Below are 25,174 nucleotides of genomic sequence, written 5' to 3'. Positions count from 1 at the left end.
GTCTTATAGTGACCCGAGCAGTGCCGAACGCGTGGAGGAGCCTGTGAAGTCCCGTTCGTTGATCACGGCGACGACGGCCGCGCTGGGCGTGGCGGTGGCGATCACCCTGGCTCCCCCGGCCTCGGCCATGTACTACGGCAACTACATGCTCAACATTCCGGACCGGCGAGACTTCCACACCTGGATCTGGTCGGCGTTGGCGCCGTGCCTCACAACCGGCGGCCCGGAAAGATTCAACTGCCTCAGCGTCCTTTCGATCCCTCAGCCGGTCGCCAAAGCCGCGAATACTCACTCCCAAGCGACCCTGGCGGACGGCCGGTACACGATGGTCATCGACGACCCGTTCGGATTGCGTTGCGGCGACATCTATTACGGGCCGACCATCCCAACTCATGACGTCTACAGCTGGGATGCCGACACCCTCGCCGGCGAGATGGTGTCGACCTTCGACACCGGGTGCGACGGCGCGCCGGGTGGCACGCTCACCTACCCGTTCACCCTGACCAGGATGTGACGATGCGCGCGATATGGGCCGTGACAACAGCACTTTCGTTCGCCGTGGGAGCCACCGCGGCCCCGGCAGCGGCCGACGACAATCCCGTGCTGCACCACGTCCGCTACACCGTGACGGCGAATGCCCCGTTCTTCGCCCACATCTACTATCGCGACACCGATCCGCCGACGTGGTCGGACTACAGCCATAATCCCTACGAATTCAGCCCGAGAGCCGAGGCCGACCTCGCGCCGAACAAGCCCTGGGTGTTCGACGCGATGCTCGCCGATCCTGATCTGTGGGCGATGGTGCTGGTGCAAAGTGGCGAGTCGCCCAACACTCCCACGCCCGGCTTCAATTGCGAACTGGCCGTGGACGGTACCGTCGTCAAGACCAGCAGCGGCCCCAAGGGCGTGCTGTGCTCGATTCGCAACTGGTGACCGGGCGCGGCTAGGCGTCCCCGCGCCGCCAACGCGAATCACCGTTCATCGGAACACAAGTCAGGAACAGACCGTCAGGGGCCTGCGCCACCTGGTCCATCTCGGTCGTGCAGAGGCTGCCCTCGTCACGAATGCCGGCCATCGGCGGCGAGCGGAACCACCGGGGGTCATACCGCCGCGGCGAACCACAGAACAGCAACCGCCCCCACCCGTTGCGGCCGTCGACACCGAAGACGTAATAAGACGTGTTCCCGCACGGCGCGCCGAGCTCGGCATTTCCATCGATCCCCGGCACGCAGAAGGCGTCGTTGCACGTCTGCGGCCCCGCATTCGCCTGCGGCGCAATGATTGTCGCGGCGACCATTGCCGAAGCGGCCGCGATCACGGTCACACGCACGTCACTACCCTCGCAAGGTGAAAACGAAACTCTCGGTTTGCGAGAATATTACTACGGCCAGCCGCGAAAAATCGCCGATTGCTCCGCGATTGATAGTGTTATTCTCACTTACTGAGAACATCACTTCCACCGCAAGGAGTGACTCCATGTCGGCGTCGAAGGTACACGCGGTCGCTGCGGTGGTGGCCGCGACAGCATGGGTCGGCCTCATCGGGGCCGCACCGGCCGGCGCATCGGCCGGGCGGGGCATCAACGGCACGTTCGCGACGTCGGCCAATGGAGACTGGGCCAAGATCAACGAGCGCTACGAGAACCAACCTTCGGTACGGAGCACGTGGACCGTGAGCACGTCGTGCACGTCACCCACCGACTGCGCGGGCACCGTCACCAGCGACGAGGGCTGGACCGCACCGATCTACACCACCAACGGCCTGTGGTATGTCAAACACGTTGTGCCCCAATGGCGATTCTGCGCAGACGGCACACCCATCGAGGGTCTGCAGACGCATAAGCTCTACCCCGTCGGCACCGACGCGCACGTGGACCTCGCTTCCACCGAGTACACCGGGGAGAGCATCACCGTGGGCGCCAGCGGCTCGTGCGGCCGCAACCAATGGCCGACCATCCGGATGCCGTTCTACATGAAAAAACTCTGACACCCACCGATCAATTGGGCATGAGGTCCTGCCACGACTTCGGCGTCGTGGCGAGGTTGGCCTGCTGGTACAGCTTGCCGTCGCTGCCCATGTACTGACCGGTGCGCGGGTCGTACTTCGCGATTGCCACCGACGGCCCTGCCGAGCCGCCGCCGTGGAACGCACTCGGCGCGGCGGCCGGTGCCCCGGCATCGGGCTCCGGGGGCAGCGCCGGTCCATGCGGCACCGGAACCTCCGATGCCTCAGGCCGCTGCGCAGGCGCAAGCGGGACCGCATTCGGGTCAGGTGCAGGCGGTGCCGGCTGTCCGGGCACCGGGGGCTCGGTGTAGATCGGCTGACCGGGCAGCAGCGGACCCGGAGGCATGCCCGGGAAGCTGGCAGGTGGCTGCGGCTCGGGCGCCGCGCCGGGCGGCGGCGCGGATACCCCCGGCGGCAGCGGAGTGCCTCCGAGCGGCCCGAAGATGTTGTCGTCGGGCAGCACTCGCTGATCGGTCGGAATCCCCTGCGAAATCAGGTTCGGATCCAGCGGATACGGGCCGAGCGCATGCTGTCGCTGCGCCAGAGGCTGGAATCCCCTTGGATCGTCGCACAATTCGACGGTGGGTGCCCGTTTGCCCGGGTGCCCCATGCAGGGGTAGTTACGCGCACCGCGAACCCCGATCGGCGAATCCTGCGGCAACTTGCAGTAAATGTTGTCGGGCGTATCGATGACTGACGTGTCCGATGGTGAGCGCCACGCCGACGGGGGGAGGAAGCCGACGGTGCAGGCCGGTGGGTCACCGAGGCCCAACGAGAAGTCGCCATTGGGCAGACCGGTCGGAGTGTTGGTCGGCGCGTAGGTCTGTATCTGGGCGACGTACGGCGGCAACAGCACCAGGATCTGCTCGAGCGACGGATTGTAGGTCACCGCGATCTGACCGAAGGTGGACAGGTTAGCCAGCAGCACCGGCAGCGTCGGCTTGATCTGCTGCAGCAGTTGCGATGTCTCATTGGCGAAACCCGGGCCGTTGCGCAGGATCGACCGGAACTGGGGGTCGTTGGTGGCCACCTGGTCGGTGACGCCCGCGAGGCTCGCCGCCCACGTCCGGATCGAATCCGTGGTCTGCGCCTGCGCATCGAGGAACGGGCCCGAGTCGTCGATCAGCGTGCGCGTGTGATCCGACACCGCGTTGGAGTCCCGGGTGATGGTCGCCGCCGAGTCCAAAAGCGAGCCGAAATCGTAGCCGGTGCCGTTGAAGGCGTTGAACGACTCGTCGAGCAGCTGGCTGAGCTTGTCCTTGGGAATGGTGTCCACGAGCGCACTGAGCTGATCCAGCATCGGGCCGACCTGTTGCGGAACGGTGGTGTCGGACATCGCGACAACCGATCCATCCTGAAGGTAGGGCGGCGAGTCGGTGCGGGGCAGCAGGTCGATGTACTGCTCCCCTACCGCCGACATGCTGCGGACCTGCGCCTGCAGATCGGCGGGCACCTTCGGTGACCGGTCGAGCGACAACGTGGCCACTGCGCCCTTGTCGGTCAGATCGACCGACGTGACCTTGCCGATCTGGGAACCGCGGTACGTGACATTGCTGAACTGGTAAAGCCCCCCGGTGGCAGGCAGTTCCACCTTGACGGTGATCCGGCCGACGCCCAACAGAGTGGGTACCTGCATGTAACCGAACAGCATCACCGCGACACCGACGATCGATGCGACCGTGAAGAGGACCAGCTGGGTGCGGACGAAACGTGTGAGCATCAGTGTCCCCCATACGGTCCGGCGAATATCGGGGCAGGCGCACCCGGGGCCGGCGCCGTGTCCGGAGCCGGGCTGCCGGGGATCGCCAGCGGCGCAGGCGGTGTCACCGGCAGGATCGGTCCGGTCGCGACCGGCGGCGGCGGCGGTGGTGGCGCTTCACCGGGTGGCGGCGCGTCAGGAGCCGGCGGGAAGGCGCCCGGCGGTGGCGGGTTCACCCCGGTCTTGAGCGGATCGTAGGTGTAGTTCAGGTATGACGGATCACCAGGCGCTGGAACAAGAGTCGTATCCTCCTGCGCCCAGCGGGTACCGAGCATCAGACTGTGCTTCAACCGCGGGATGGTCAGGTCGATGGTCGCGAACAGGTTGTAGTAATCGCCGCGGATGGCACGGTCCATGAAGCTCTGGGTGAACGGGAAGTGCACCGCGTACTCCAGGACGGCGGCGAGGTCGGGGCCAACGTCGCCGAGCGCCTTGAACGCCGGCTCCAGGTTCTTCAGATTGGCCACCAGATCGGCCTGCGAATCGTTGACGAAGCGGTTCGCGGTGTCGCTGAACGTCCCCAGCTTCTGCAAAGCGGTGGTCAGTCGGGGCCGTTCTCTGATCAACACGTCGAGCGCCGGCGGAATCTTGTCCAACGCACGGGTGATGACATCGCGCTGACCGGCGAACGTCGCGGCCAGTCGGTTGAGCCCTTGAATGCTCGCGACGATGCTGTCCCGCTGAGCATCCAGGGTGCCGACAAACGTATCCAACCGCGTTATCAGAGAACGGATGTCGCCCTCGCGGCCGTTCAGCGCGGCGCTGAAGTTGTGGATGACGTCGCCGATCTGCCCGAGTCCGCCGCCGTTGACCACCGCGGCGAGTGACCCCAGGGTCTGCTCGGTGGTCGGATAGGTCGACGAGTCGTTCAACGGAATGGTCGCTCCTGCCGGGAGTTTGCCTTCCGGCGCTTGACCCGCGGGCGGGTTGAGCGCCAAGTGCATCGAGCCGAGAAGGCTGGTCTGCCCGATGCTGGCGATGGCGTTGGCGGGCACCACCGTGCCCGGCTGCACCGAGAACTCGACGTCGGCGTGCCAATTGCTGACCCCCAGCGAGCGCACGCTGCCCACCACGACATCGTTCATCATGACCGGCGAGTTCGGCTCCAGCGTCGCCACATTCGCGATCTCGACGTGATAGACGGTGGCTTCGGAACCCCGGCCGACCGCACCCGGCAGCGGAAGCGAGTTCACTCCCTGAAAGGCGCAACCGCTCGCGGTCAGCGCGACACACGAGGCGACGGCGACCACAAGCCGCACGGGATTTGCCCTGCTCATGCTGGTGGCGTCCCTTCTGCCGCTTGCGGCGCTTCGGCAGGCAACGGCGCACCGGTCGACGGGTTTTCGGGGCCGGGCGCCGGACCCGTCGTCGCGCCGTCCGCCGGCCCCGCCGGGGTCAGCATGTCCCGTACGGAGGACGGCACACTGGGCTGCACGACGGGACGCCCTTCGGGCAGCATCTGCTGCGCGCCGGGTGGAGGCGTTCCCGGGGGCCGGCCGGTGAACGGTGGCGGTGGGGGCGGACCCGGGTTGTACGCGGAGAGCGACGGTGGTGTTTCCGGCGGTCCCGGTACGCCACCGCTTCCCCCCGGCGCCAGCCCTGGCTCTGAGTAGAGGATGTTGGCGGGGTTGGCCGACGGCATCAGGTACGGCGAGATCGGGAACGGCAGATAGTTGAAGTTCAGCAGCCGCAGGGCCGGCCCCAGGTATTGCGAGCACAGTTTGGATGTCTCCGGTGCGGTGGTGTTCTCGATGGCTCCGATTGCGCCGCAGATGAATTGGACTGGGTTGGAGAAGTTGTTCAGCACGAACTGTCCCACGGCGCTGCCGGTGTCCGGGTTGTAGATGTTGTAGCCGTTGATGAACGCGTTGGGCGCGATGTGCAGGATGTTCTCGACGTCCATCTTGTGGTCGACAAGGTTCTGCGTCACGTTGGCCAACCGCTGGACCTGCTCGGAGGTCTGATTACGCGTACCGGCCACGAATCGCTGCACCTCGACGACCGCGACCGACAGGTTTTTCAGTGCTGCGTCAAGGTCGGACCGGCTGCCGTCGATGACGCTGGTGAGCGTCGCCATCCGGTTCTGGAACGACACGATCTGTTCGTTGCTGTCGCGCAACGCCGTGACGAACGTCTGCAGGTTCTTGATGACGTCGACGATGTTGCCGCTGCCCTCCGCGAGGATGCGCGCCACGCCCGAGAGCTGGGTTATGGTCTGGCGCAACTTGTCTCCGTTGCCGTCCATCGCATTGGCGGCGCTGTCGATGAACCGCGACACCGAGGTGCCGCCGACGCCGCTCTTGGGCCCCAGGTCGGTGGCCAGTCGCATGAGCTGCTCCTTGACCTGGTCCCATTCCACCGGCACCGCGGTGTGGTCGAGGCCGATCACCGCGTTGTCCGGCAGCGTCGGCCCGCTCGACCGGTAGGCCGGCGCCAATTGCACGTAGCGCGCGGCAACGAGGTTCTGCGCGACGATCACGGCCTTGGCGTCGGCCGGGACCGGCACATCGCGGTCCACCGTGAGCGTCAGCCTGGTCTGGGTGCCCTCGGGCGAGATGGACTCGATGGTGCCCACCTTGACTCCGGAGACCCGGACATCGTCACCGGGGTAGATGCCGGTCGCCGATGTGAACAACGCCGATATCGTCTTCGGGGCGAAATACGCCTGGCGGACCAGGAATCCGGCGCCGACTGCGAGCATCGCCACCAACATGACGGCCAGGATCTTGACCAGCCTGTTCCGGCCCATCAGCGCGAACCTCCAGGAATCCCGTTGTACGGCAAGGGCAACTCGGCTCGCGGGCCCGCATTGTCCGGCGGCTGACCGGCATTGACCCCGCGCCGGAAACCGAACGCGTAGTCGAGGAACGGCTGCAAGAGCTGAGCCGGCTGCAGGTTGGGCACATAGGCGTTGTAATACGGTCCGTTGGCCAGGGTTTCACCTTGCGACAGCATGAACTTCTTGATGTTCGGCAGCGCCTTGGCGATGTTGTCCCGGTTGTTCTCGAGCACCGCGGTGACCCGGTTGAGCCGCTCCAGCGTCGGCGCCAGCTGCGCCTCGTTGTCGGCCACCAATCCCGTGAGTTGTTGGGACACCGCGGCGGTGTTGGCCAGCAGGTCGATGATCGCCTCACGACGTTCGTTGAGGACGCCGACCAGATCGTTGGCGTTGAGGATCAAGGTGTTGAGCTGGTCGCTGCGCTGCGCAAGCACGGCGGTGACATCGCCGGCACTCTTGAGCAGCGCCGACAGGCTCTCGTTGCGGCTGTTGATCGAACGGGACAATCGGCTCAGCCCGTCGAAGGTCGGAGCGAGCCGGGGCGCCAATTGGTCGATGGTCGCCGACAGAGTGTCCAGCGACTGATTCAGCGACGCCGTGTCGGTGCCTGCCGAGTTGGTCGTCAGATCGCTGACGGCGTCGGTCAGCGAGTACGGCGAGGACGTGCGCGAGGTCGGGATCACGTCGGTGGTGCGCAGCGTCCCGCTGCCGTCGCTCTGCAGCGTCAGCACCCGTTCACCGAGCAGCGAGCCCGTGCGGATGTGCGCCGTGGTCAAAGAACCCAACGGATACTTGCCGTCGGTGGTGAAAGTGACCAGCGCATCACCGTTGCGCAGGGACACATCGGTGACCTTGCCGACCTTGATACCCGACAGTGTGACGTCATTGCCGACCGCGATGCCGCCGGCCTCGGTGAACAACGCCTGATGGCGCAACGACGTGGCCCACTGCATCAGTCGCTCCGGCTGCAGCCCGACCGCAATGACGAGAATGATCAGCGCCGTGCCGATGAAGCCGGCCTTGACGAGATTGGATTCCCGGTACTTCAGCATCAGGGCTCCCCGCACCTTCCGCCTTCTTGTTTGATCATGGGGAACACTGCGGTGCGGCCCTGCAAATCGGTGACCCGGAGCGAGATTCCGCAGATGTAGTACATGATCCAGCTGCCGTACGATCCCAGCCTCGCAAGCTTGCGGTAATTGTCCGGAGCCTTCTGCAACCCACTGTCCAGCGTCGCCTTCTGGTCGTCGAGCACGGTGGCCACCCGGTTGAGCTGCTCGACGCTGCCCTTCAGCGGGGGCCGGGCCTGGGTGAGCAAGCTCGCGATGGACGCAGTCCCGTTGTCCAGCGATGTGATGGCGGTGCCGATCGGATCACGGTCCTGTGACAGCCCACTGACCAACTGCTCGAGCCGGTCGACCGTGGTGGAGAACTTGCTCCCGTCCTTGCCCAGTGTCCCGACCACGGTGTTGAGATTGTCGATCAGCTGCTGGATCACCTGATCGTTGTCCGCCAGCGTGTTCGAGAACGACGAGGTCCGGTTCATCAGCGAGTCCAGCGAATCGCCCTGGCCCTGCAGGATCTGGATCAACGACGACGTCAGCGCGTTGACGTCCTGCGGGTTGAGGCCCTGGATCACCGGGCGCAGGCCACCCAGCAGCAGGTCGAGGTCGAGCGCACTGGCGGTGCGGTCTTTCGGTATCTGCGATCCGGCCGGCAGCAGCTTGGTGGACCCCGGGCTGTCCATCAGCTCCAGATAACGGTCGCCGACCAGGTTCAGATACCGCACCGCGGCCTTGGTTCCCGTCGTCAGGGCAATGTTGCGGTCGGCCTCGAAGTCGACGCGGACCGACCGATCCTGCTGCAGCGAAACGTCTTTGACCGTTCCCACCCGAACACCCGCAACCCGCACGGTGTCGCCGGCTTTCAGCCGGGACGCGTCGCCGAACACCGCCGAATAGGTGTTGTACGAGCCGCCGCGGTACTGCGAGAACGTCATGAACAGAAACGCGGTGAGCACGACCATCACCACGGCAAAGACCGCGAACTTGATGAAAGTGGTTCTGCCGCGCGTCATCCCGGCTGTCCGATCTGTGCGGTATTACGCGGCGGGCCGTCCAGCGGGCCGAACAGAATCTGCTTGAGTCCGTCGGAGTTGAGCAGGATCCCCTGGTTTCCGTACTGCCAGGGATTCGCATCGGTGTCGGTGACGAGGTATTTCGCCCGGTTGCCGAATCCGATGTAGGGCAACCCCATGCAGTTCGGACCGCCTTTGGCAGCCACCTTGGGTAGATTCTGCGGGTACCGGTACCGCTCGATACCGAGCGTGAACGCCACGTTGACCAGCACACCGGGATCCATCTGCGGTGGCTGCAACCGCATGAAGTTCATGCCTTCGAGCGCGCAGTTGAGGCTCGGCGCGTACTTGTTGAGCAGGTCTGTCGTGGGCACCAGAAGGTGCAGCACGTCGGTCACCGCGGGCCGGTTGGTTCCGACGACGTCGTTGCCGATGTCGGCCAGCCCGATCGAGCTGACCAGGAACGCATCGAGATTCGTCTGCTCATCGACGATGCTGTCGCTGATGTGGTTCGTGTTGTCGACCGTGCGCAGGAGGTTCGGCGCGGCATCGCCGTACGCGTTGGCCACCGGGGCCATCGACTCGATGTCGTGCGAGAGGTTCGGCAGGCTGGGCTCCAGCTTGGCCAGCAGGGCCTCGAAGTCCGTCAGAGTCTGCCCCATCTGCTTGCCCCGGCCGCCGAAGGCCGCCGACATGGCACCGAGGGTTTCGTTGAGCTTGGCCGGATCGATCTTGTCCAGCACCCGCGTGAGTTGTTGGAACACCGTGTTGATCTCGACCGTGACGTGCTGGCCCTGCAGCACCTGCCCGGGACGCAGGGTGTCGGTGGAGGGGTTCGGCGGCACGACCAGTTGCACGTACTTGGCGCCGAACACTGTGGTGGAGGCGATGTCCGCCCGGACATCCTGTGGGATGAGGCGCATCTGCGACGGATCCATCGCCAGGTGCAGCACAGCTTTGCCGTCGGACCGGTAGTCGATCGAGGCGACCTTTCCGACCTGTACGCCGCGCATCTTGACCTTGGCGTCAGGGTTCATCACGAGCCCGGCCCGGTCCGAGATCAGGGTGATCGGCTCGGTGGAGGTGAAGCTGCCCCGGAACATGCCGATGGCCACGAGCACCACCAAGCCCAGTGCGACCACGGTGGCCAGACCGGCCAGCGGGCGGACGTGACCGCCCACGCCGAAGCTGCGTCCGGGACGCGCGGCCACCGGCGTTGCCGCACTGGTGGTTTCGGACCGGTGGACCGGGCCCGGGCCGATGTTCTGTGTCAACTCTTCTCCCTATCCGGACAGGTTGAAGTTGCCGTTGGAGCCGTAGATGGCCAGTGAGATCAGCAGCGTTACCGACACCACGACGATCAGCGAGGTGCGCACCGCATTGCCTACGGCGACACCGACACCCGACGGGCCGCCACTGGCGAAGTATCCGAAATAGGTGTGAATCAGCAGGATCGTGATGGCCATCAGGATCGCCTGAAGAAACGACCACAGCAGGTCGATCGGATTCAGGAAGGTGTAGAAGTAGTGGTCGTACAGGCCGCCCGACTGCCCGAGCAACACCACGGTGGTGAACTGGGATGCCAAGAACGACAGGATCACCGCGATCGAGTACAGCGGGGTGATGGCGACCATGCCAGCCACGATCCGCGTCGAGACCAGGTATTCCACGGGCCGGATGGCCATCGACTCCAACGCGTCGATCTCCTCGTTGATCCGCATCGCCCCCAGCTGTGCGGTGACCCCGGCGCCAAAGGTGGCCGCCAACCCGATCCCGGCGACGACGGGAGCGGCGATGCGCACGTTGATGAAGGCCGCCAGGAAGCCGGTGAGTGCTTCGATGCCGATATTGCCCAACGACGAGTAGCCCTGGATGGCCAGCGTCCCGCCGGTGGCCAGGGTGAGGAATCCGACGATCACCACCGTGCCGCCAATCATCGCCAATGTGCCCGCGCCCATGGAGATCTCAGCGATCAGCCGGATCACCTCGTGGCGGTAGTGCAACGCCGCATGCGGGGTTCCGGCAAGGGCCTTCACATAGAACAGCGTGTGATCGCCGATGCGCCCCAACAGGGATACGGGCTTGTTCATCTGGCGGGTCAACCGCGGATACGTACTCCGCAGGATCGTCAAGGTTCCCATGTGTCCCTGCCCGCCTCAGTGCGCCGTCATGCGGATACCGATGGCGGTGACCACCACGTTGATGACGAACAAGGCCATGAAGGCGTACACCACGGTTTCGTTGACTGCGTTACCCACTGCCTTGGCGCCACCGCCGGTGATCGTCAACCCGCGGTAACAGGCGACCAATCCGGCGATCAACCCGAACAGTGCAGCCTTGACACACGAGATGATCACTTCGGGCACACCCGTCAGCAGGGTGATCCCGGCCGCGAACGCGCCCGGGTTGACATCCTGGATGAACACCGAAAACGTGTAGCCGCCGAGGATTCCGATGATAACGACCAGACTGTTGAGCAGCAGAGCCACCAGACCGGAGGCCAGGATCCGCGGGGTCACCAACCGTTGCACCGGGTTGATCCCGAGCACCTCCATCGCGTCGATCTCTTCGCGGATGGTCCGCGATCCCAGGTCGGCGCACATCGCCGTGGCGCCGGCACCGGCGACGATCAACACCGTGACCATCGGCCCGATCTGGGTCACCGCGCCGAATGCCGCACCGGCGCCGGACAAGTCGGCGGCACCGAGCTCACGCAACAGAATGTTCAGGGTGAAGCTCACCAGGACCGTGAACGGGATCGCCACCAACAGCGTGGGAGCCATCGACACCCGGGTGATGAACCAGCACTGCTCCAGGAACTCGCGGCCCTGAAACGGCCGCCGGAAAGCGAACCGGATAGCGTCCAGCGACATGGAGAACAACGCTCCGACCGCATGCATGGGACCCGCCAGGCTGCGGCCGAGCGCTATGCCCGACGACCATCTATCCGCCATCTGCCCTCCGGTCCCGGATCGCCACCGTCGACGCCACGGCTGAGCCGCCGGCATTGTGTGACAAGCTGATTCGCGCACCGGCCGGTGAAACAGCGCCGAATTCGGCTGTCCCCCAACGGAGAATGCCCACACGCGCGCACCGATCGGCAGTCCGGGCCGATGCTGTCGAACTGATCCCGTGCGCCAAACACGGCAGGCGGGTCCCGATGGATGCGAGATGAGGCATGGTGTCCGCCGCTCAGGTGACGGCGCCGAGAGACCGGAGCTCGATGATGCGGTCCCAGTCCAGCCCCAGTTCGACCAGGATGTCGTCGGTCTGCTCGGCGAATCCGGGTGCCGGCCCCGTCGTTGGCGCGGCGACATCGAACTGCACCGGGTTCGCGACGAGCTCGAGTTCGCCGGCCTGCACCAGGTATTCGTTGGCCCGGATCTGGGCGTCCTGCGCGGCCTGCAGCGTGTCCTGCACCGGGGCCCACGGCCCGGCCAGGGTCGCGAAGCGCTCACTCCATTCCGGAAGGGTCCGCTTCTTCATGGCCTCGCTGAGGATCTCGACGGCAGCCGGGGTGTGCTCGGCGAACGATTCGGGCGTCGCGAATCGAGGATCGTCGAGGTAGCGCTCGAGGTCCATATGTCGGCACACGTCGGCCCAGAACTTCGTCGGCTGCATCATCACGAACGAGATGTAGCGGTCGTCCGCGGTCGCGTAGAGACCCACCAGCGGGTTGATCGGCGAGCCGTGCACGCCCGGAGGTGGTTGCACCATCAGCTGATTGAGGTGGCCGGTGAGCGCGAACGTGTGGCCCATGGACCAGAGTCCACTGCCGAGCAGCGATACGTCTACGACCGACGGCTCGCCGGTGCGTTCCCGTTTGAAGAGCGCCGCCGCGATACCCCCGGCCAGGTTCGTGCCCGAGATGGTGTCGCCGTACGCGGGGCCGGGCGGGCCGATCATGCCTTCGATCCCGGGCGGGGTGATGGTCGCTGCGGTGCCCGCGCGGCACCAGAAGGCGGTCATGTCGTAACCGCCTTTCACCGACTCCTCACCGCGGGGCCCCAGTGCGCTGCCGCGCGCGTAGATGATCTTCGGGTTCACCGCGCGGATGTCGTCGACATCGATACCGAACTTCTGGCGGTGCCCGGGGAGGAAGCTGGTGAGAAATACGTCGGCCCGGCGCGCCAGCTCCAGCAGAACCTCACGCCCTTCGGGCACCGACATGTCCAAGCCGATACTGCGCTTGCCACGGTTGGCATGCTCGATGTTGGGATTCGGGTCGCCGTCCACCCGCAGCGGACCGGTCTGGCGCAGCCCGCGCTGTGGGTCACCGGTGACGGCGTGTTCGACCTTGATGACGTCGGCGCCCCACTCACCGAGCACCGCGCCGGCCGACGGCACGAAACCGTACATGGCGGCCTCGAGGACCCGGATGCCGTCAAGCGGACCCGGTGCATTCCCGATCACGACACCACCGTCGCAAACGTCTTGTACTCCAAGAACTCCTCGAGTCCGGCCCGGCCCATCTCGCGGCCGATTCCGGACTGTTTGAATCCCCCGAACGGACTGTCGGGACTGAAGTAATTGCCGCCGTTGATCGAGAACGTTCCGGTGCGGATCCGCCGCGCGACAGCAAGCGCACGCTCTTCACTGCCGAACACCGCGCCGGACAGACCGTAGATCGAGTTGTTGGCGATGCGCACCGCGTCGTCGTCGTCTTCGTAGGCAATGACAGCGAGCACCGGTCCGAAGACTTCCTCCTGCGCGATCTCGCTGTCGGGATCGACATCGGTCAGCAGGGTTGGCGTGTAGAAGAATCCGGGGTCGACCTTTTCGCCACCGGTCACCAACGTCGCCCCGGCCGCGACGGCCCGCTGGACCATGCTGTCGACCTTGTCGCGCTGCTTCTCACTGATCAGTGGCCCCATGTAGGTCTGCGGGTCGGTCGGATCTCCGAAGCGCACCAGGCCGAAGTTGTTCTTGACCAGCTCGACGATCTCGTCGCGGTGCCGGGCGGGCACCAGCAGTCGCGAGGTCAGCGCACAGCCCTGGCCGGCGTGCGTCACCATGCTGAACGCGGAAAACAATGCAGCGGTGGCGAAATCGGCGTCGTCGAGCACGATGGCGGCCGATTTGCCGCCGAGCTCGAGGAACACCTTCTTGAGCGTGGCGCTCGCGGCGGCCATGATGGCGCGCCCGGTCGGCGTCGAGCCGGTGAAGGTGACCATGTCGACAGCCGGATCGGTGGTGAGCACCGCGCCCACCGCCGGATCGGCGCCGCTGATGACGTTGACGACACCGGCAGGAATGTCGGTGTGGGCGGCGATCAACTCGCCGAGCACCAGCGTGATCAATGGGGTGTCCGGGGCGGCCTTGAGCACCACCGTGCAGCCCGCGGCCAGGGCCGGGGCCAGCTTGGCCAGTGCCAGCTGATTCGGATAGTTGTAGGCGATGATGGCCGCCACCACGCCTGCGGCTTCCTTTTCGACCCACCGGTGGTGCTGCATGCCACGGCTTTCGATGTTGCCGAGGTCTTCGGTCAGTGGGTACGTGGCCAGGAGTTCGGCGTAGTACCGGACGATGTCGATCGGCTGGTCGAGTTGCGCACCCGCGCACAGCGCCGCCGTCGCGCCCACCTCTGCCGTGGTGAGAGCGGCCAGTTCGGCACGATGGTCGATCAGGGCCTGATGGAACTGTCGAAGGCAGCGCACGCGCAACGCCGTATCGGTCGCCCACTCGGTGGTGTCGAAGGCCTCGCGCGCGGCGGCGACTGCGGCTTCGGCATCCGCGACAGTGGCGTCCGGCGCATATCCCAGCACCTCGCCGGTCGCGGGGTTGACGGAAGGAAACGTCCGCGGCGTCTCGCGCAGTTCACCGCCGATCAACATCTTCCGGTCGGCCCGCTTGAGATCCGTGATCGTGGGCGTGTCCTGCATCATCCTCCTCGGCGATTTGCAGACTGTGACGGAAATTTCATTCTCATCACCGGCGAATAATACATTCGCTTCATGAGAACTCAAGCAAAAACCAGATTGGCTCGTCATCGCCCATAGGGGCCCGGGCGACGCCATCGGCGCCCGTTGATCTGGCGACAACTCGGATCTTGCGATGTGCACAATGGCGAGAGTACGGTTCTCATAATCGGAAGGAAGATTCTTGATCGGTGATAAACGCGCGGCCGACCTGGCTCGAGGGGTGCCGCTGTGAAGAATGCCGTGGTCACCGGCGGAGGCTCCGGTATCGGCGCGGCAATCGTCGCGCGCCTCCGAGCCGACGGACTCAACGTCGCCATCCTCGACCTGCAACCGTCCGACGACGAGTTCGCCCATGTCGCCGACGTGACAGACCGCGCCGCGGTCGATGCTGCGCTCAACGCCGTGCGCACACAGCTCGGACCGATCTCGGTGCTGGTCAACGCCGCCGGACTGGACTGCTTCAAACGGTTCACCGAGGTGTCGTTCGAGCGGTGGCAGCGCGTCGTCGATGTCAACCTCAACGGCGTCTTCCACTGCATCCAGGCGGTCTTACCGGAGATGATCGACGCCGGCTGGGGCCGCATCGTCAACATCTCATCGTCCAGCACCCACTCCGGCGCTCCTTACATGGCGCCGTATGTCGCCGCGAAGTCGGCGGTCAACGGACTCACCAAGACCTTGGCCCTGGAATACGGGCCGGCGGGCATCACGGTCAACGCGGTGCCGCCGGGCTTCATCGACACCCCCATGCTGCGCGCCGCGGCGGACAAGGGCTACCTCGGCGATATCGAGAAGACCATCGAAGCGACGCCCGTGCGGCGGATCGGCAGACCCGAGGACATCGCCGCGGCCTGCGCCTTCCTGGTCTCGGAGGAAGCCGGCTACATCACCGGCCAGATCCTCGGCGTCAACGGCGGCCGTAATACCTAACGAAAGGACTGCGGGCAGTGGGTAATTCAGAAGGCCGGGTGGCCGGCAAGGTTGCTTTCATCACCGGCGCCGCACGCGGGCAGGGACGCAGCCACGCGGTCCGACTGGCCGAGGAGGGTGCCGACATCATCGCGGTCGACCTCTGCCGCAACGTCGACTCGATCGGGTACCCGATGGCGACGCCCGAGGACCTCGAGGAGACCGCGCGGTTCGTCGAGAAGGCGGGCGGGCGCATCGTGACCGCGCAGGCTGACGTGCGGGTGGCCGACCAACTCAAGGACGCGTTGGAGGCAGGTCTCGCCGAATTCGGCAAGGTCGACATCGTGGTCGCCCAGGCCGGCGTCGCGGGGATGAAGGGCACTCCACCGCTGCAGGCCTGGACCGACGTCATCAACACCAACCTGGTCGGCACCATCAACGCGATTCAGGTGGCGCTGCCGCACCTGACCGAGGGCGCGGCGATCGTCGCGACCGCGTCGGCCGCCGCGCTGATGGACGCGCACAACAAGCCGAACCCGGGCGCAGATCCGGGCGGCATGGCGTACATGACGTCCAAGCGCCTTCTGTCGCAGTACGTTCACGACATCGCGACCGAACTCGCACCGCGTGGGATCCGGGCCAACGTCATCCACCCGACCAACTGCAACACCAACATGCTGCAGAGCGAACCGATGTACCGATCTTTCCGTCCCGACCTGGAGCATCCGACGCAGGCCGACGCCGAGCCGGTGTTCTACGTCCAGCAGGCCATGAAAGTGCCGTGGATAGAGCCGGTCGACATCAGCAACGCCGTGCTGTGGCTCGCCTCCGACGAGGCCCGGTACGTCACCGGTATGCAGCTGCGCGTCGACGCGGGCGGCTACCTCAAGTGGTACGACTACCACGTATGAGCCGATTGACTCGAAAGGGGTTGGCGTAGTGAAGGTTTCGGTCGATGCCAGTCGATGCCAGGGGCACACCCTGTGCTCGATGATCGCACCCGATTCGTTCGTACTCGACGATGTGGACGGTCATGCGTCAGCGGTGACGGATGTGGTGCCGGCCGACCGGCAGGATGCGGTCCGCGAGGCCGCGCACTCCTGCCCCGAGCAGGCCATCGTCATCGAGGACTGACCCAAACACCGAGGGAGACAACGCCATGAACGTCGCCGATGAGCCGCTTGCGCGCAGAGCGACAGGCCAAAATACCGCGACCGACGACGACCGCAAGAAGAACACCTACCACTTCGACCGGCACACCCCGGAATACCGCGGGCAGTTCGAGAAGATCACCGAGGAGATGCAATCCCGCTGCCCCATAGCGTGGACCGATACCTATGACGGTCACTGGGTGGCCGCCGACAGCAAGCACGTGTTCGAGCTGGCCCGCTGTCCCGCGGTGTCCAACCACCACGACATCAGCGGGAACACCCCCTACCAGGGAATCACCGTCCCGAAGGCCAGCCGCGCCACCGTTGTTCGGGGCGGCATTCTGGAGATGGACGAGCCCGAGCACAGCGCTTACCGCGGGGCGCTCAACCCGTATCTGTCCCCCGCCGCCGTCAAGCGGTGGGTGCCGTTCGTCGACGAGATCACCCGCGCGGCGCTCGATGAGCACATCGAGTCCGGCCGGATCGATTTCGTCGAGCATCTGGCCAACGTCGTACCCGCGGTGTTCACCCTCGCCATGATGGGCATCGAGCTCAAGAAGTGGAACGTCTACAGCGAGCCCACGCACGCTTCGGTGTACACCCCGGAGCATTCGCCCGACCGCGAGAAGATCAACGAGCAACACCGCGAGATGGGCATCGACATCATCAACAACATGATGGAGATCCGGCAGAACCCGCGGCCCGGTCTGGTCAATGCGATGCTGCAGTTGCGCATCGACGGTGAACCTGCGCCCGACATCGAGATCCTGGGCAACCTCGGTCTGGTCATCGGCGGCGGATTCGACACCACTACCGCGTTGACTGCGCACGCTCTGGAATGGCTCGGCCAACACCCCGCCGAGCGCACCCGGCTCAGCACCGAGCGGGCGACGCTTCTCGACCCGGCGACCGAAGAGTTTCTGCGCTTCTTCACGCCCGCCCCCGGGGACGGCCGGACGTTCTCCGAGGACGTCGTCGTCGAAGGCCAGCACTTCAAGCAGCACGAGCGCCTGTGGCTGTCCTGGGCGATGGCCAACCGGGATCCGTCGGTGTTCGACGAACCCAACGAGGTCGTGCTCGATCGCAAGGGCAATCGGCACTTCAGCTTCGGTATCGGGGTGCACCGCTGCGTCGGTTCGAACGTGGCGCGGACGGTGTTCAAGTCGATGCTCACCGCGGTGCTCGACCGCATGCCCGACTACGTGTGCGACCCCGAGGGCACCGTGCACTACGACACCATCGGCGTCATCCAGGGCATGCGGAACCTGCCGGCCACATTCACTCCGGGCAAACGTCTCGGCCCCGGCCTGGACGAGACTTTGGAGAAGTTGCAGCGCATCTGCAACGAGCAGGAACTCGCGCGGCCGATCACCGAGCGCAAGGAAACAGCCGTCATCGACTGATTCGTGCATTCACACCAGTAACAGGACGGCCCCCTACGTCGATAGTCCTGTTAACCTCGATTGAGGTCACTTCTACAGACGTGTGAGCAAACTCGCCGCCGTGCCGGCGGAACCAGATGGGGGTATGAAGCCATGATCAAGCTGTCGTGCGCGAAACTCGCGTTGGCCGTCGGCGGCCTCGCAGTCGCCATCCCCGCCTCGGTCGGCGTCGCAGCTGCTGCGCCGTACGACGCGGTGGTCAACACCACGTGTACCTACGAGCAGGTCGTCGCGGCGCTCAACGCGCAGCGGCCGGACCTGGCCCAGGAGTTCAACGCGTCGCCGTTCGCGCAGGGCGCGCTGCGCAGCTTCCTGGCGTCGCCGCCGGCCCAGCGCCAGCAGACGGTGACACAGCTGCAGGGCAGCCCGGCAGCTGCGCAGTACTTCGGGCCGATCACCTCGATCGCGAGTAGCTGCAACAACTACTGAGCCCGCGCTCTTCTCTGCTGTAACGACAGACGGCGGTAGGCATCGGCCTGCCGCCGTTTGTCATCTCCGGCTGTCATGTCCGGCCCCACTTCACCCGCGAGCAGGCGTGGCTGTACCCGACACGCCGCGTTTGGCGTACCGCCGCGTCTGCTCGCCGGAGAAAGTCAGCGCCGGGAGAAAGTCAGCGCCGTGGCAGTCCCAGCACCTGGGTCGCGATGATGTTGCGCTGGATTTCCGACGTGCCGCCGGCGATCGTTCCGCCGAAGCTGCGGGCGTAACGCTCGAACCAGCTGGCGAAGTAGTGGTCGAGGTTCATGTGCTCGTAGGGGCCGGTCGTCGACGGGTGCACCAGTCCGTCGGGTCCCGCGGCGGTCAATGCGTTCTCGCAGGCGTTGCGCTCGGCCTCGGAACCGAAGAGCTTCAACACCGATACCGACGCGGTGTCCATCTCGCCACGCGACGCCCGGGCCAACGCCGCGGAGCCCATGGCCCGCAGCGCCTGATAGTCCATGACCGTGGTGGCGTACTGGTCCCGTTCGAGCGCCGTGCGGGGATGGAAATCGGCGAGCATGTTGTCGATACGATCCGCGAAACCCAGCCACATCATGGTCCGCTCGTGGCCGAGCGAGCCGTTGGCGACCGCCCAGCCACCGTTGAGCGGGCCGACGAGATTCTCGGCCGGCACCTTGGCGTCGGTGAAGAAGACCTCGTTGAAGTCGAGGTTCTCCTCGCCGGTCATGTCGGCGAACGGCCGGCACACCACGCCCGGGGTGTCGGTCGGGATGATCAGCACGCTGATGCCCTTGTGTTTGGGCACGTCCGGATCGGTACGGACGAAGGTCAGCAGGAAGTCGGCGTCGTGTGCGCCCGATGTCCACACCTTCTGTCCGTTGACGACGAACCGGCCATCCACCAGGACTGCCCGGGTGCGCAGGGACGCGAGATCCGAACCGGCGCTCGGTTCACTCATTCCCAGCGACGCCGTGCGCTCACCGCGCAGCACGGGCACTGCCCAGCGGTGCTTCTGTTCCTCGGATCCGAACGAAAGCAGCGATGCGGCAATGATATTGACGCCCTGAGGGTTGAAACTGTGGTAGATCCGCCTGCGGCACAGCTCATCGAGGTGCACGAACTGCTGCACGACGGTGGCGTTGCGGCCACCGAACTCCGGCGGCTGAGCGGGCAGCAACCACCCGGTGTCGAACAGCAGCCGCTGCCAGTCACGGGCCCACTGCGGCATGTGGGATACCGAGCGGGGCCGCTCCAGCGTCTGTGCCTCGGAGGGCAGATGCGCGTCGAGAAATGCGGCGAACTCGGCCCGGAACGCCTCGACGTCGGGATCGAAAGTGAGTTGCATCTACAGCCCCCTGTACGTCGTGCGGTACTCGGCGGCGATCACCGCGCGATGCTCGGCGGCCCCGCCCAGCAGCAGTTCACCGGCCTTCGCGCGCTTGAGCGCGAACTGGACATCGTTCTCCCAGGTGAATCCCATCGCCCCGAACAACTGCAGTCCATGGCGGAACACCACCGCCTGACACTCCCCCGCCGCGGCTTTGGCCATCGCCGCGGCCAGTCGTCGTCGTGGGTCGTCGGCGGCGATGGTCAGCGCGGCAAAGTACGACAGTGCCCGGGCCCGTTCGATGGCGATGTGCATATCGACGGCCTTGTGCTGCACCGCCTGGAACGATCCGATCGGCACACCGAACTGATGGCGTTGCTTGACGTGGTCGAGGGCGAGATCCAAAACCCGTTGGCAGGCACCGACAGTCGTCACCGCCATGCCTGTCAATGCCAGATGCCGTGCCTTCTCGGTATCGACATGCACGCGATCCGTGTCTGAAACGTGCACCCCGTCGAAGGTGACCTCGGCAATGTGCAGCACCGGATCGAAAACCGGTGTGCGACGCGCGTTCACCGCCGCGGCCTGCACCAGGAACACTCCCGCATCGGTGAGCACGGCCAGCGCCGGCACGCGGTCACCATCGAGCACATGGTGTGCGGTGCCGCTGAGCATCCAGCCCGCGTCGTCGCGCCGCGCGGTGACCCCGCCGTACACCGCGGTACCCGCCGTGGTGGGGTCGAACCGGTCCCCGGCGAGCGGCGCGTACTGCGTCATGGTCGCCAGGTACGGGGTCAGGTCGGTGGCGCGTCCCAGCTCTTCGAGCACGATGGCGAGCTCGACCGCATTCTGCGGATCGGTCAGTTCGGTCCAGCCCTGGTCGGTGTAGCTCTGCCACAGCGACGCTGGGTCGACCCCCTGCTCCGCGACCTCGCGGACCAGGGTCGCCGGACACTGCTTGCCGACCGCATCGCGCACGGTTTCCTGCCATAGCCGCTGATCGGCATCGAACTCGAGAAGCACCCGCCGCCTCCTGTGGGCTGTCACATCCCGGCGAGAATATCATTCTCTTCATCCGACTATCTATTCTCCACAAAGGAGGATAGGTTCTCTGCCAGGGCCTGCTGGGCGACTGACCAGCAGCTGCCTCTACCTGCGCAGGGACCAGCCGTCATATGGAGAACAATATTCTTGCTATTGAAGAATAAGGATCTAAACTGACAAAAGGTCCGGTGTCGCGGTCACACCGTCGACACCGTGCGCACCGGACGAACATCGGAGGTCAGTCTTGGCAGTGCAGCACCCCGACGGGACCAGCACCCCGGTCATCGACGCCAGCGTGCACGTTTTCTTCGGGTCGAACAAAGACCTGAGACAGAACTTTCTGCGCGAGCCGTTCGCCAGCCGCGGCTTCCCCGATTACGAAATGAACTGGTATGGCGCACCGGGCGGCGAGTACGCAAAGGGCACCAAGGGTCCCGACCGCCAGTACCCGGGCTCTGACCCCGACATCGCTGCCCAGCATCTGTTCGCCGACCGCGGTGTCGACATCGCCATCCTGCATCCGATGACCCGTGGCATCATGCCGGACCGCCACCTGGGTACCGCACTTGCCAACGCGCACAACGAAATGATGGTGACGCGCTGGCTCGACCACGACACGCGGTTCCGCGGCACCATCCGGGTGAATCCGGACGACATCGCCGGCGCGCTGCGCGAGATCGACAAGTACAAAGACCATCCGCGCGTCGTGCAGATCGGCGTGCCGCTGCAATCCCGTGAGCTGTACGGTAAGCCGCAGTACTGGCCCCTGTGGGATGCCGCCGCCGATGCCGGTCTACCCGTGGCTGTGCACATCGAAGGCGGTGCGGGAGTGCAGTTCCCGCCGACGCCGTCGGGCAAAACCCGCACCTACGAACAGTATCTCGGCTTCATGGCGCTCAATTACCTGTACCACCTGATGAACATGATCGCCGAGGGCGTCTTCGAGCGCACACCGGCACTCAAGTTCGTCTGGGCCGACGGCGCGGCCGACATGCTGACCCCGTTCATGTGGCGCATGGACTGTTTCGGGCGGCCGCATCTGGAGCAGACACCGTGGGCGCCCAAGATGCCCAGTGACTACCTGCCCGGTCACGTCTACTTCGTGCAGGGCGCACTCGACGGGCCTGGCGACGTCGAATTCGCCGGGCAATGGCTCGCATTCACCGGCAAGGAAGACATGGTGATGTTCGGGTCCAGTTACCCGCACTGGCAACTCAACGAACCGACGGTGCCTTCCGCATTCACCGCAGAGCAGCGGGACAAGCTGTTGTGGCGCAACGCCGCGGAGCTCTACGGGCTGCACAACGCCGTCATACCGTCCGCCGTTGCGGCGCAGTAAAAGTACGCGAGGGAGGATTTCATGTCCGTCACAGCGAATCCACGAGTACCCGCGACCGAACGCATCGCGGTCCGCTGCGTCGATTCCGACGTCCACCCCATGCCCAAACGCGGCGCGCTCGTCGAGTACATCCCCGAGCCATGGCGCAGCAAGTACTTCCTCAATCACCCGGTCGGCGAGCAGATCTACTACGACGCACCGGATTACGCGCACTCCTACGCGATGCGCGTCGATGCCTTTCCGCCGGACGGTGAATTCGCCTGCAGTGATCCGGATATGGCGCTCCGCCAGCTGATCATGGAAGCCGGCTCCGACATCGCCATCCTGGAGCCGACGCACTCCGAGAGCCGGCTGGGCGAGGCCACGGCCGCCTACTGCACCGCGACCAACGAATGGCTGGCCCATCACTGGCTCGACAGCCACAACAACTGGCATGAACGCTGGCGCGGTTCGGTCTGTGTGGCCATCGAAGAGCCGCACCTGGCGGTGGCCGAAATCGAGAAATGGGCCGAGCACCCGTACATGGCGCAGGTTCTCATCAAGGCCGAACCCCGGCCGTCGTGGGGTGATCCGAAGTACGACCCGGTGTGGGCGGCGGCCACCAAGCACGACATCACCGTGAGTTGCCATCTGTCGCGTGGCGAATTCGACACCTTGCCGCTGCCCCCGGTCGGATTGCCCAGCTACAACCACGATTTCATGGTGACGTACTCGCTACTGGCGGCCAACCAGGTGATGAGCCTGATCTTCGACGGGGTCTTCGACCGCTTCCCGACGCTGCGCATCGTGTTCGTCGAGCACGCATTCACCTGGATCCTGCCGCTCATGTGGCGCATGGACGCCATCTACGAAAAGCGCAAGAGCTGGCTGGACATCAAGCGCAAACCCAGCGACTACGTCAAGGACCACATCAAATTCACCACCCAACCACTGGACTACCCCGAAGACAAGACCGAGCTGTCCCGGGCCTTCGAGTGGATGGAATGCGAGAAGATCCTGCTGTACTCGAGCGACTACCCGCACTGGACCTTCGACGATCCGCGCTGGCTGGTCAAACACCTGCCCGAGCACACCCGAGAGGCGATCATGTTCCGCAACGGCATCGAGACCTACAAGCTGCCCGAGACCGTGCCGGTGCTCGAGGGTCAGGTGCGGGTGTTCTAGTGGCATCGGAGGGCAGGAGCGAAGCGACCCGGGAAGTAGCACCGGAGGGCAGGAGCGAAGCGACCCGGGACAAGCGCCCCCGGCTTGCGCAGGGGCGCGAGCACGTTGTCGCCACTGTCGACGAGATTCCGCCCGGCACGCACAAACTGGTGCCGATCGGGCGCCATGGCGTGGGCGTCTACAACGTCAACGGCACCTTCTACGCCATCGCGAACTACTGCCCGCACGAGGGTGGCCCGTTGTGTTCGGGGCGGGCACGCGGTCGCACCGTCGTCGACGAAACCGCCCCTGGCGGCGCGGCGATGGTGCGCGATCAAGAGTTCATCTACTGCCCGTGGCACCAGTGGGGTTTCGAACTGGCGACCGGCACGACCGCGGTCAAGCCGGAGTGGAGTATCCGCACCTACCCGGTGCGGATCGTTAACGACGAAGTGTTGGTGATGGCGTGACGGTGGTACTCGAGCAGGACGAAAAGGTCATCGAGATCAACGGCGGCAACGTGGTCTATGAAATCCTGGGTGCAGAGGGTGATTTCATCGCGCTGACGCCCGGAGGGCGATTCAGCAAGGACATCCCCGGGTTGCGGCCGCTGGCCGATGAACTGGTCAAGGGCGGCTACCGGGTACTGCTGTGGGACCGCCCGAACTGTGGCAAGTCCGACGTGCAGTTCTACGGATACAGCGAATCCCATATGCGGGCCGAGACGTTGCACCGATTGATCACCCAGCTGGGCATCGGCCCGTGCATCCTGGCCGGTGGATCTGGCGGTGCCCGGGATTCGATGTTGACGACGATGCTCTACCCCGAGATCGTCACCAAACTCGTGGTGTGGAACATCGTCGGCGGCGTGTACGGCTCGTTCGTGCTGGGCTCCTACTACATCGTCCCGAGCATCCTGGCGGTTCGTGGTGCGGGCATGAAAGCCGTTGCCCGCATTGATGAATGGAAAGACCGGATCGGAGAAAACCCAGCGAACGAGGCCCGCATCCTGGCGCAGGACGCGGACGCGTTTCTCAAGTTGATGCTGCGCTGGCTCAACGCGTTCGTACCCAAGCCCGGACAGACCATCCCCGGGGTCGAGGACGAGATGTTCGACAACATCAAAGTTCCGACGTTGATCATCCGCGGCGGGGAGAACGATCTCGATCACCCCAAGCGCACCTCTCTGGAAGTGAGTTGCCTGATCAAGGGTTCGACCCTGATCGACCCGCCATGGCCCGAGGACGCCTGGGAACGCGCCGGGGAGGATCGCGCCTCCGGTAAAGTCAAGCGGTTCAACATGTTCGACACCTGGGTGCAGGCCGCGCCGGCGATCCTGGACTTTCTCGGCAAATGACGGGCTCACACCGTGCGGATGTGCACCTCACAGTTGAGCGATGCCTCGAGTGCGGTATGGACCCGGCTTTCGGGGACGCGCTCCAGATCGGCCTTGCGCAGGGTAACGACCACCACATCCCACCCGTCTGCGTCGACCGTCCGCTCGACCTCGCCGGACAACCCGAAACCGGCCAGCACACCGCGCGCGTCGTCGTCGGTGCCACGGCTGACGAAGGTGACCACGCCTGCCGCAGGATCCGTACCGAAAGCCTTGGCACACAGTTCGATCACGAGCTGTTGAAGCAGCTGTGCGTCGTCGCCCGCGATGAGAACCTCCACTTCACGCCGGTGCGCGGACAGACCGGCGAGCTGGTTGTCCAGCACCTGCGCGCCGCGTTCGACCACCATGTCGCGCAGCATCGCCACGCCGTCGGCCAGCTGCTGCGGACCGAGCTTGCCGGCCGGGTCGACGCCGACGCGCACCACAGCAGTTCTCATGC

At 65.3% G+C, this 25,174-nt stretch carries 26 protein-coding genes; 12 read left to right on the top strand and 14 right to left on the bottom strand.

Translation table 11 applies throughout. The annotated features are described in order from the left end of the window. The first annotated feature begins 43 nt into the window (after positions 1-43). Together RMCB_RS33580 and RMCB_RS33575 are read left to right on the top strand one after the other, a co-directional pair. A complete protein-coding gene (locus tag RMCB_RS33580) occupies positions 44-514 on the top strand; it encodes a hypothetical protein (protein ID WP_234792335.1) in 471 nt (156 codons plus the stop codon). A 2-nt stretch (positions 515-516) separates the two neighbouring features. Further along, positions 517-933, top strand: a complete 417-nt coding sequence (locus RMCB_RS33575; protein WP_062832179.1) for an Rv2576c family protein — start codon at positions 517-519, stop codon at positions 931-933. 10 nt (positions 934-943) lie between these two features. Here RMCB_RS33575 and RMCB_RS33570 read toward each other — a convergent pair whose 3' ends face one another. Continuing rightward, a complete protein-coding gene (locus tag RMCB_RS33570; protein ID WP_407662171.1) occupies positions 944-1,330 on the bottom strand; it encodes a hypothetical protein in 387 nt (128 codons plus the stop codon). 146 nt (positions 1,331-1,476) lie between these two features. On the opposite strand from RMCB_RS33570, the gene RMCB_RS33565 reads away from it, so the two are divergent. Beyond that, complete coding sequence (locus tag RMCB_RS33565; RefSeq protein WP_062832177.1) at positions 1,477-1,986, top strand: Rv2253/PknI dimerization domain-containing protein; 510 nt, start codon at positions 1,477-1,479, stop codon at positions 1,984-1,986. A 10-nt stretch (positions 1,987-1,996) separates the two neighbouring features. Here the strand turns inward: RMCB_RS33565 and RMCB_RS33560 are convergent, their stop codons facing one another. The 10 genes from RMCB_RS33560 to RMCB_RS33515 all read right to left on the bottom strand — a co-directional run bounded on the left by RMCB_RS33560 (position 1,997) and on the right by RMCB_RS33515 (position 14,501). Continuing rightward, positions 1,997-3,724 (bottom strand): MCE family protein, encoded by a 1,728-nt coding sequence (locus RMCB_RS33560; protein ID WP_062832176.1) that lies wholly within the window; start codon positions 3,722-3,724, stop codon positions 1,997-1,999. After that, on the bottom strand, positions 3,724-5,040 hold the full coding sequence (locus RMCB_RS33555) for an MCE family protein (protein WP_062832175.1): 1,317 nt from the start codon (positions 5,038-5,040) through the stop codon (positions 3,724-3,726). The genes RMCB_RS33560 and RMCB_RS33555 overlap by 1 nt, the downstream gene beginning before the upstream one ends. Continuing rightward, entirely contained in the window at positions 5,037-6,512 is a 1,476-nt protein-coding gene (locus RMCB_RS33550) for an MCE family protein (protein WP_062832174.1), read from the bottom strand. The genes RMCB_RS33555 and RMCB_RS33550 overlap by 4 nt, the downstream gene beginning before the upstream one ends. Beyond that, positions 6,512-7,594 (bottom strand): MCE family protein, encoded by a 1,083-nt coding sequence (locus RMCB_RS33545; RefSeq protein ID WP_062832289.1) that lies wholly within the window; start codon positions 7,592-7,594, stop codon positions 6,512-6,514. Before RMCB_RS33545 ends, RMCB_RS33550 begins: the two co-directional genes overlap by 1 nt. Next, positions 7,594-8,619 carry an MCE family protein gene (locus tag RMCB_RS33540; RefSeq protein WP_062832173.1) on the bottom strand — a complete coding sequence of 342 codons (1,026 nt, stop codon included), beginning with the start codon at positions 8,617-8,619 and terminating at the stop codon, positions 7,594-7,596. Before RMCB_RS33540 ends, RMCB_RS33545 begins: the two co-directional genes overlap by 1 nt. Further along, positions 8,616-9,893: an MCE family protein gene (locus tag RMCB_RS33535; RefSeq protein WP_062832172.1), complete on the bottom strand. Its 1,278-nt coding sequence runs from the start codon at positions 9,891-9,893 to the stop codon at positions 8,616-8,618. The genes RMCB_RS33540 and RMCB_RS33535 overlap by 4 nt, the downstream gene beginning before the upstream one ends. Positions 9,894-9,902: 9 nt before the next feature. Continuing rightward, on the bottom strand, positions 9,903-10,760 hold the full coding sequence (locus RMCB_RS33530; RefSeq protein WP_062832171.1) for an MlaE family ABC transporter permease: 858 nt from the start codon (positions 10,758-10,760) through the stop codon (positions 9,903-9,905). A 15-nt stretch (positions 10,761-10,775) separates the two neighbouring features. After that, positions 10,776-11,573 (bottom strand): MlaE family ABC transporter permease, encoded by a 798-nt coding sequence (locus tag RMCB_RS33525; RefSeq protein WP_062832170.1) that lies wholly within the window; start codon positions 11,571-11,573, stop codon positions 10,776-10,778. Between the two features lie 238 nt (positions 11,574-11,811). After that, positions 11,812-13,029 carry a CaiB/BaiF CoA transferase family protein gene (locus tag RMCB_RS33520; RefSeq protein WP_267887354.1) on the bottom strand — a complete coding sequence of 406 codons (1,218 nt, stop codon included), beginning with the start codon at positions 13,027-13,029 and terminating at the stop codon, positions 11,812-11,814. Next, on the bottom strand, positions 13,029-14,501 hold the full coding sequence (locus RMCB_RS33515) for an aldehyde dehydrogenase family protein (RefSeq protein WP_062832287.1): 1,473 nt from the start codon (positions 14,499-14,501) through the stop codon (positions 13,029-13,031). The genes RMCB_RS33520 and RMCB_RS33515 overlap by 1 nt, the downstream gene beginning before the upstream one ends. 267 nt (positions 14,502-14,768) lie before the next feature. Here RMCB_RS33515 and RMCB_RS33510 point away from each other — a divergent pair, with 267 nt between their 5' ends. The 5 genes from RMCB_RS33510 (at position 14,769) to RMCB_RS33490 (ending at position 18,471) form a co-directional block, all read left to right on the top strand. Next, positions 14,769-15,470 carry an SDR family NAD(P)-dependent oxidoreductase gene (locus RMCB_RS33510; RefSeq protein WP_062832169.1) on the top strand — a complete coding sequence of 234 codons (702 nt, stop codon included), beginning with the start codon at positions 14,769-14,771 and terminating at the stop codon, positions 15,468-15,470. Positions 15,471-15,487: 17 nt separating this feature from the next. Beyond that, on the top strand, positions 15,488-16,360 hold the full coding sequence (locus tag RMCB_RS33505; protein ID WP_062832168.1) for a mycofactocin-coupled SDR family oxidoreductase: 873 nt from the start codon (positions 15,488-15,490) through the stop codon (positions 16,358-16,360). Positions 16,361-16,388: 28 nt separating this feature from the next. After that, positions 16,389-16,583 (top strand): ferredoxin, encoded by a 195-nt coding sequence (locus RMCB_RS33500; RefSeq protein ID WP_062832167.1) that lies wholly within the window; start codon positions 16,389-16,391, stop codon positions 16,581-16,583. 25 nt (positions 16,584-16,608) lie between these two features. Beyond that, positions 16,609-18,003, top strand: a complete 1,395-nt coding sequence (locus RMCB_RS33495; RefSeq protein WP_062832166.1) for a cytochrome P450 — start codon at positions 16,609-16,611, stop codon at positions 18,001-18,003. A 132-nt stretch (positions 18,004-18,135) separates the two neighbouring features. Further along, positions 18,136-18,471 (top strand): hemophore-related protein, encoded by a 336-nt coding sequence (locus tag RMCB_RS33490; RefSeq protein WP_062832165.1) that lies wholly within the window; start codon positions 18,136-18,138, stop codon positions 18,469-18,471. A 181-nt stretch (positions 18,472-18,652) separates the two neighbouring features. Here RMCB_RS33490 and RMCB_RS33485 read toward each other — a convergent pair whose 3' ends face one another. Both RMCB_RS33485 and RMCB_RS33480 read right to left on the bottom strand, forming a co-directional pair. Next, on the bottom strand, positions 18,653-19,828 hold the full coding sequence (locus tag RMCB_RS33485; protein ID WP_062832164.1) for an acyl-CoA dehydrogenase family protein: 1,176 nt from the start codon (positions 19,826-19,828) through the stop codon (positions 18,653-18,655). Further along, positions 19,829-20,833 carry an acyl-CoA dehydrogenase family protein gene (locus RMCB_RS33480; protein WP_062832163.1) on the bottom strand — a complete coding sequence of 335 codons (1,005 nt, stop codon included), beginning with the start codon at positions 20,831-20,833 and terminating at the stop codon, positions 19,829-19,831. Positions 20,834-21,098: 265 nt separating this feature from the next. Here RMCB_RS33480 and RMCB_RS33475 point away from each other — a divergent pair, with 265 nt between their 5' ends. From RMCB_RS33475 to RMCB_RS33460, 4 genes are read left to right on the top strand one after another with little or no spacing between them, the layout of a single operon-like run. Further along, positions 21,099-22,193 (top strand): amidohydrolase family protein, encoded by a 1,095-nt coding sequence (locus tag RMCB_RS33475; RefSeq protein WP_062832162.1) that lies wholly within the window; start codon positions 21,099-21,101, stop codon positions 22,191-22,193. Positions 22,194-22,214: 21 nt separating this feature from the next. Continuing rightward, positions 22,215-23,357 carry an amidohydrolase family protein gene (locus tag RMCB_RS33470; protein WP_062832161.1) on the top strand — a complete coding sequence of 381 codons (1,143 nt, stop codon included), beginning with the start codon at positions 22,215-22,217 and terminating at the stop codon, positions 23,355-23,357. After that, on the top strand, positions 23,357-23,806 hold the full coding sequence (locus RMCB_RS33465; RefSeq protein ID WP_062832160.1) for a Rieske (2Fe-2S) protein: 450 nt from the start codon (positions 23,357-23,359) through the stop codon (positions 23,804-23,806). Before RMCB_RS33470 ends, RMCB_RS33465 begins: the two co-directional genes overlap by 1 nt. Then, positions 23,803-24,693: an alpha/beta fold hydrolase gene (locus RMCB_RS33460; RefSeq protein WP_062832159.1), complete on the top strand. Its 891-nt coding sequence runs from the start codon at positions 23,803-23,805 to the stop codon at positions 24,691-24,693. The genes RMCB_RS33465 and RMCB_RS33460 overlap by 4 nt, the downstream gene beginning before the upstream one ends. Before the next feature lie 5 nt (positions 24,694-24,698). Here the strand turns inward: RMCB_RS33460 and RMCB_RS33455 are convergent, their stop codons facing one another. Continuing rightward, a complete protein-coding gene (locus tag RMCB_RS33455) occupies positions 24,699-25,172 on the bottom strand; it encodes a hypothetical protein (RefSeq protein ID WP_062832158.1) in 474 nt (157 codons plus the stop codon). Positions 25,173-25,174 lie beyond the last annotated feature (2 nt).

The sequence above is a fragment of the Mycolicibacterium brisbanense genome, from assembly GCF_001570425.1.
Lineage (GTDB): Bacteria > Actinomycetota > Actinomycetes > Mycobacteriales > Mycobacteriaceae > Mycobacterium > Mycobacterium brisbanense.
The sequence above is the reverse complement of the archived record's forward strand: the minus strand, read 5'-3'. Positions and strand labels throughout refer to the sequence as shown.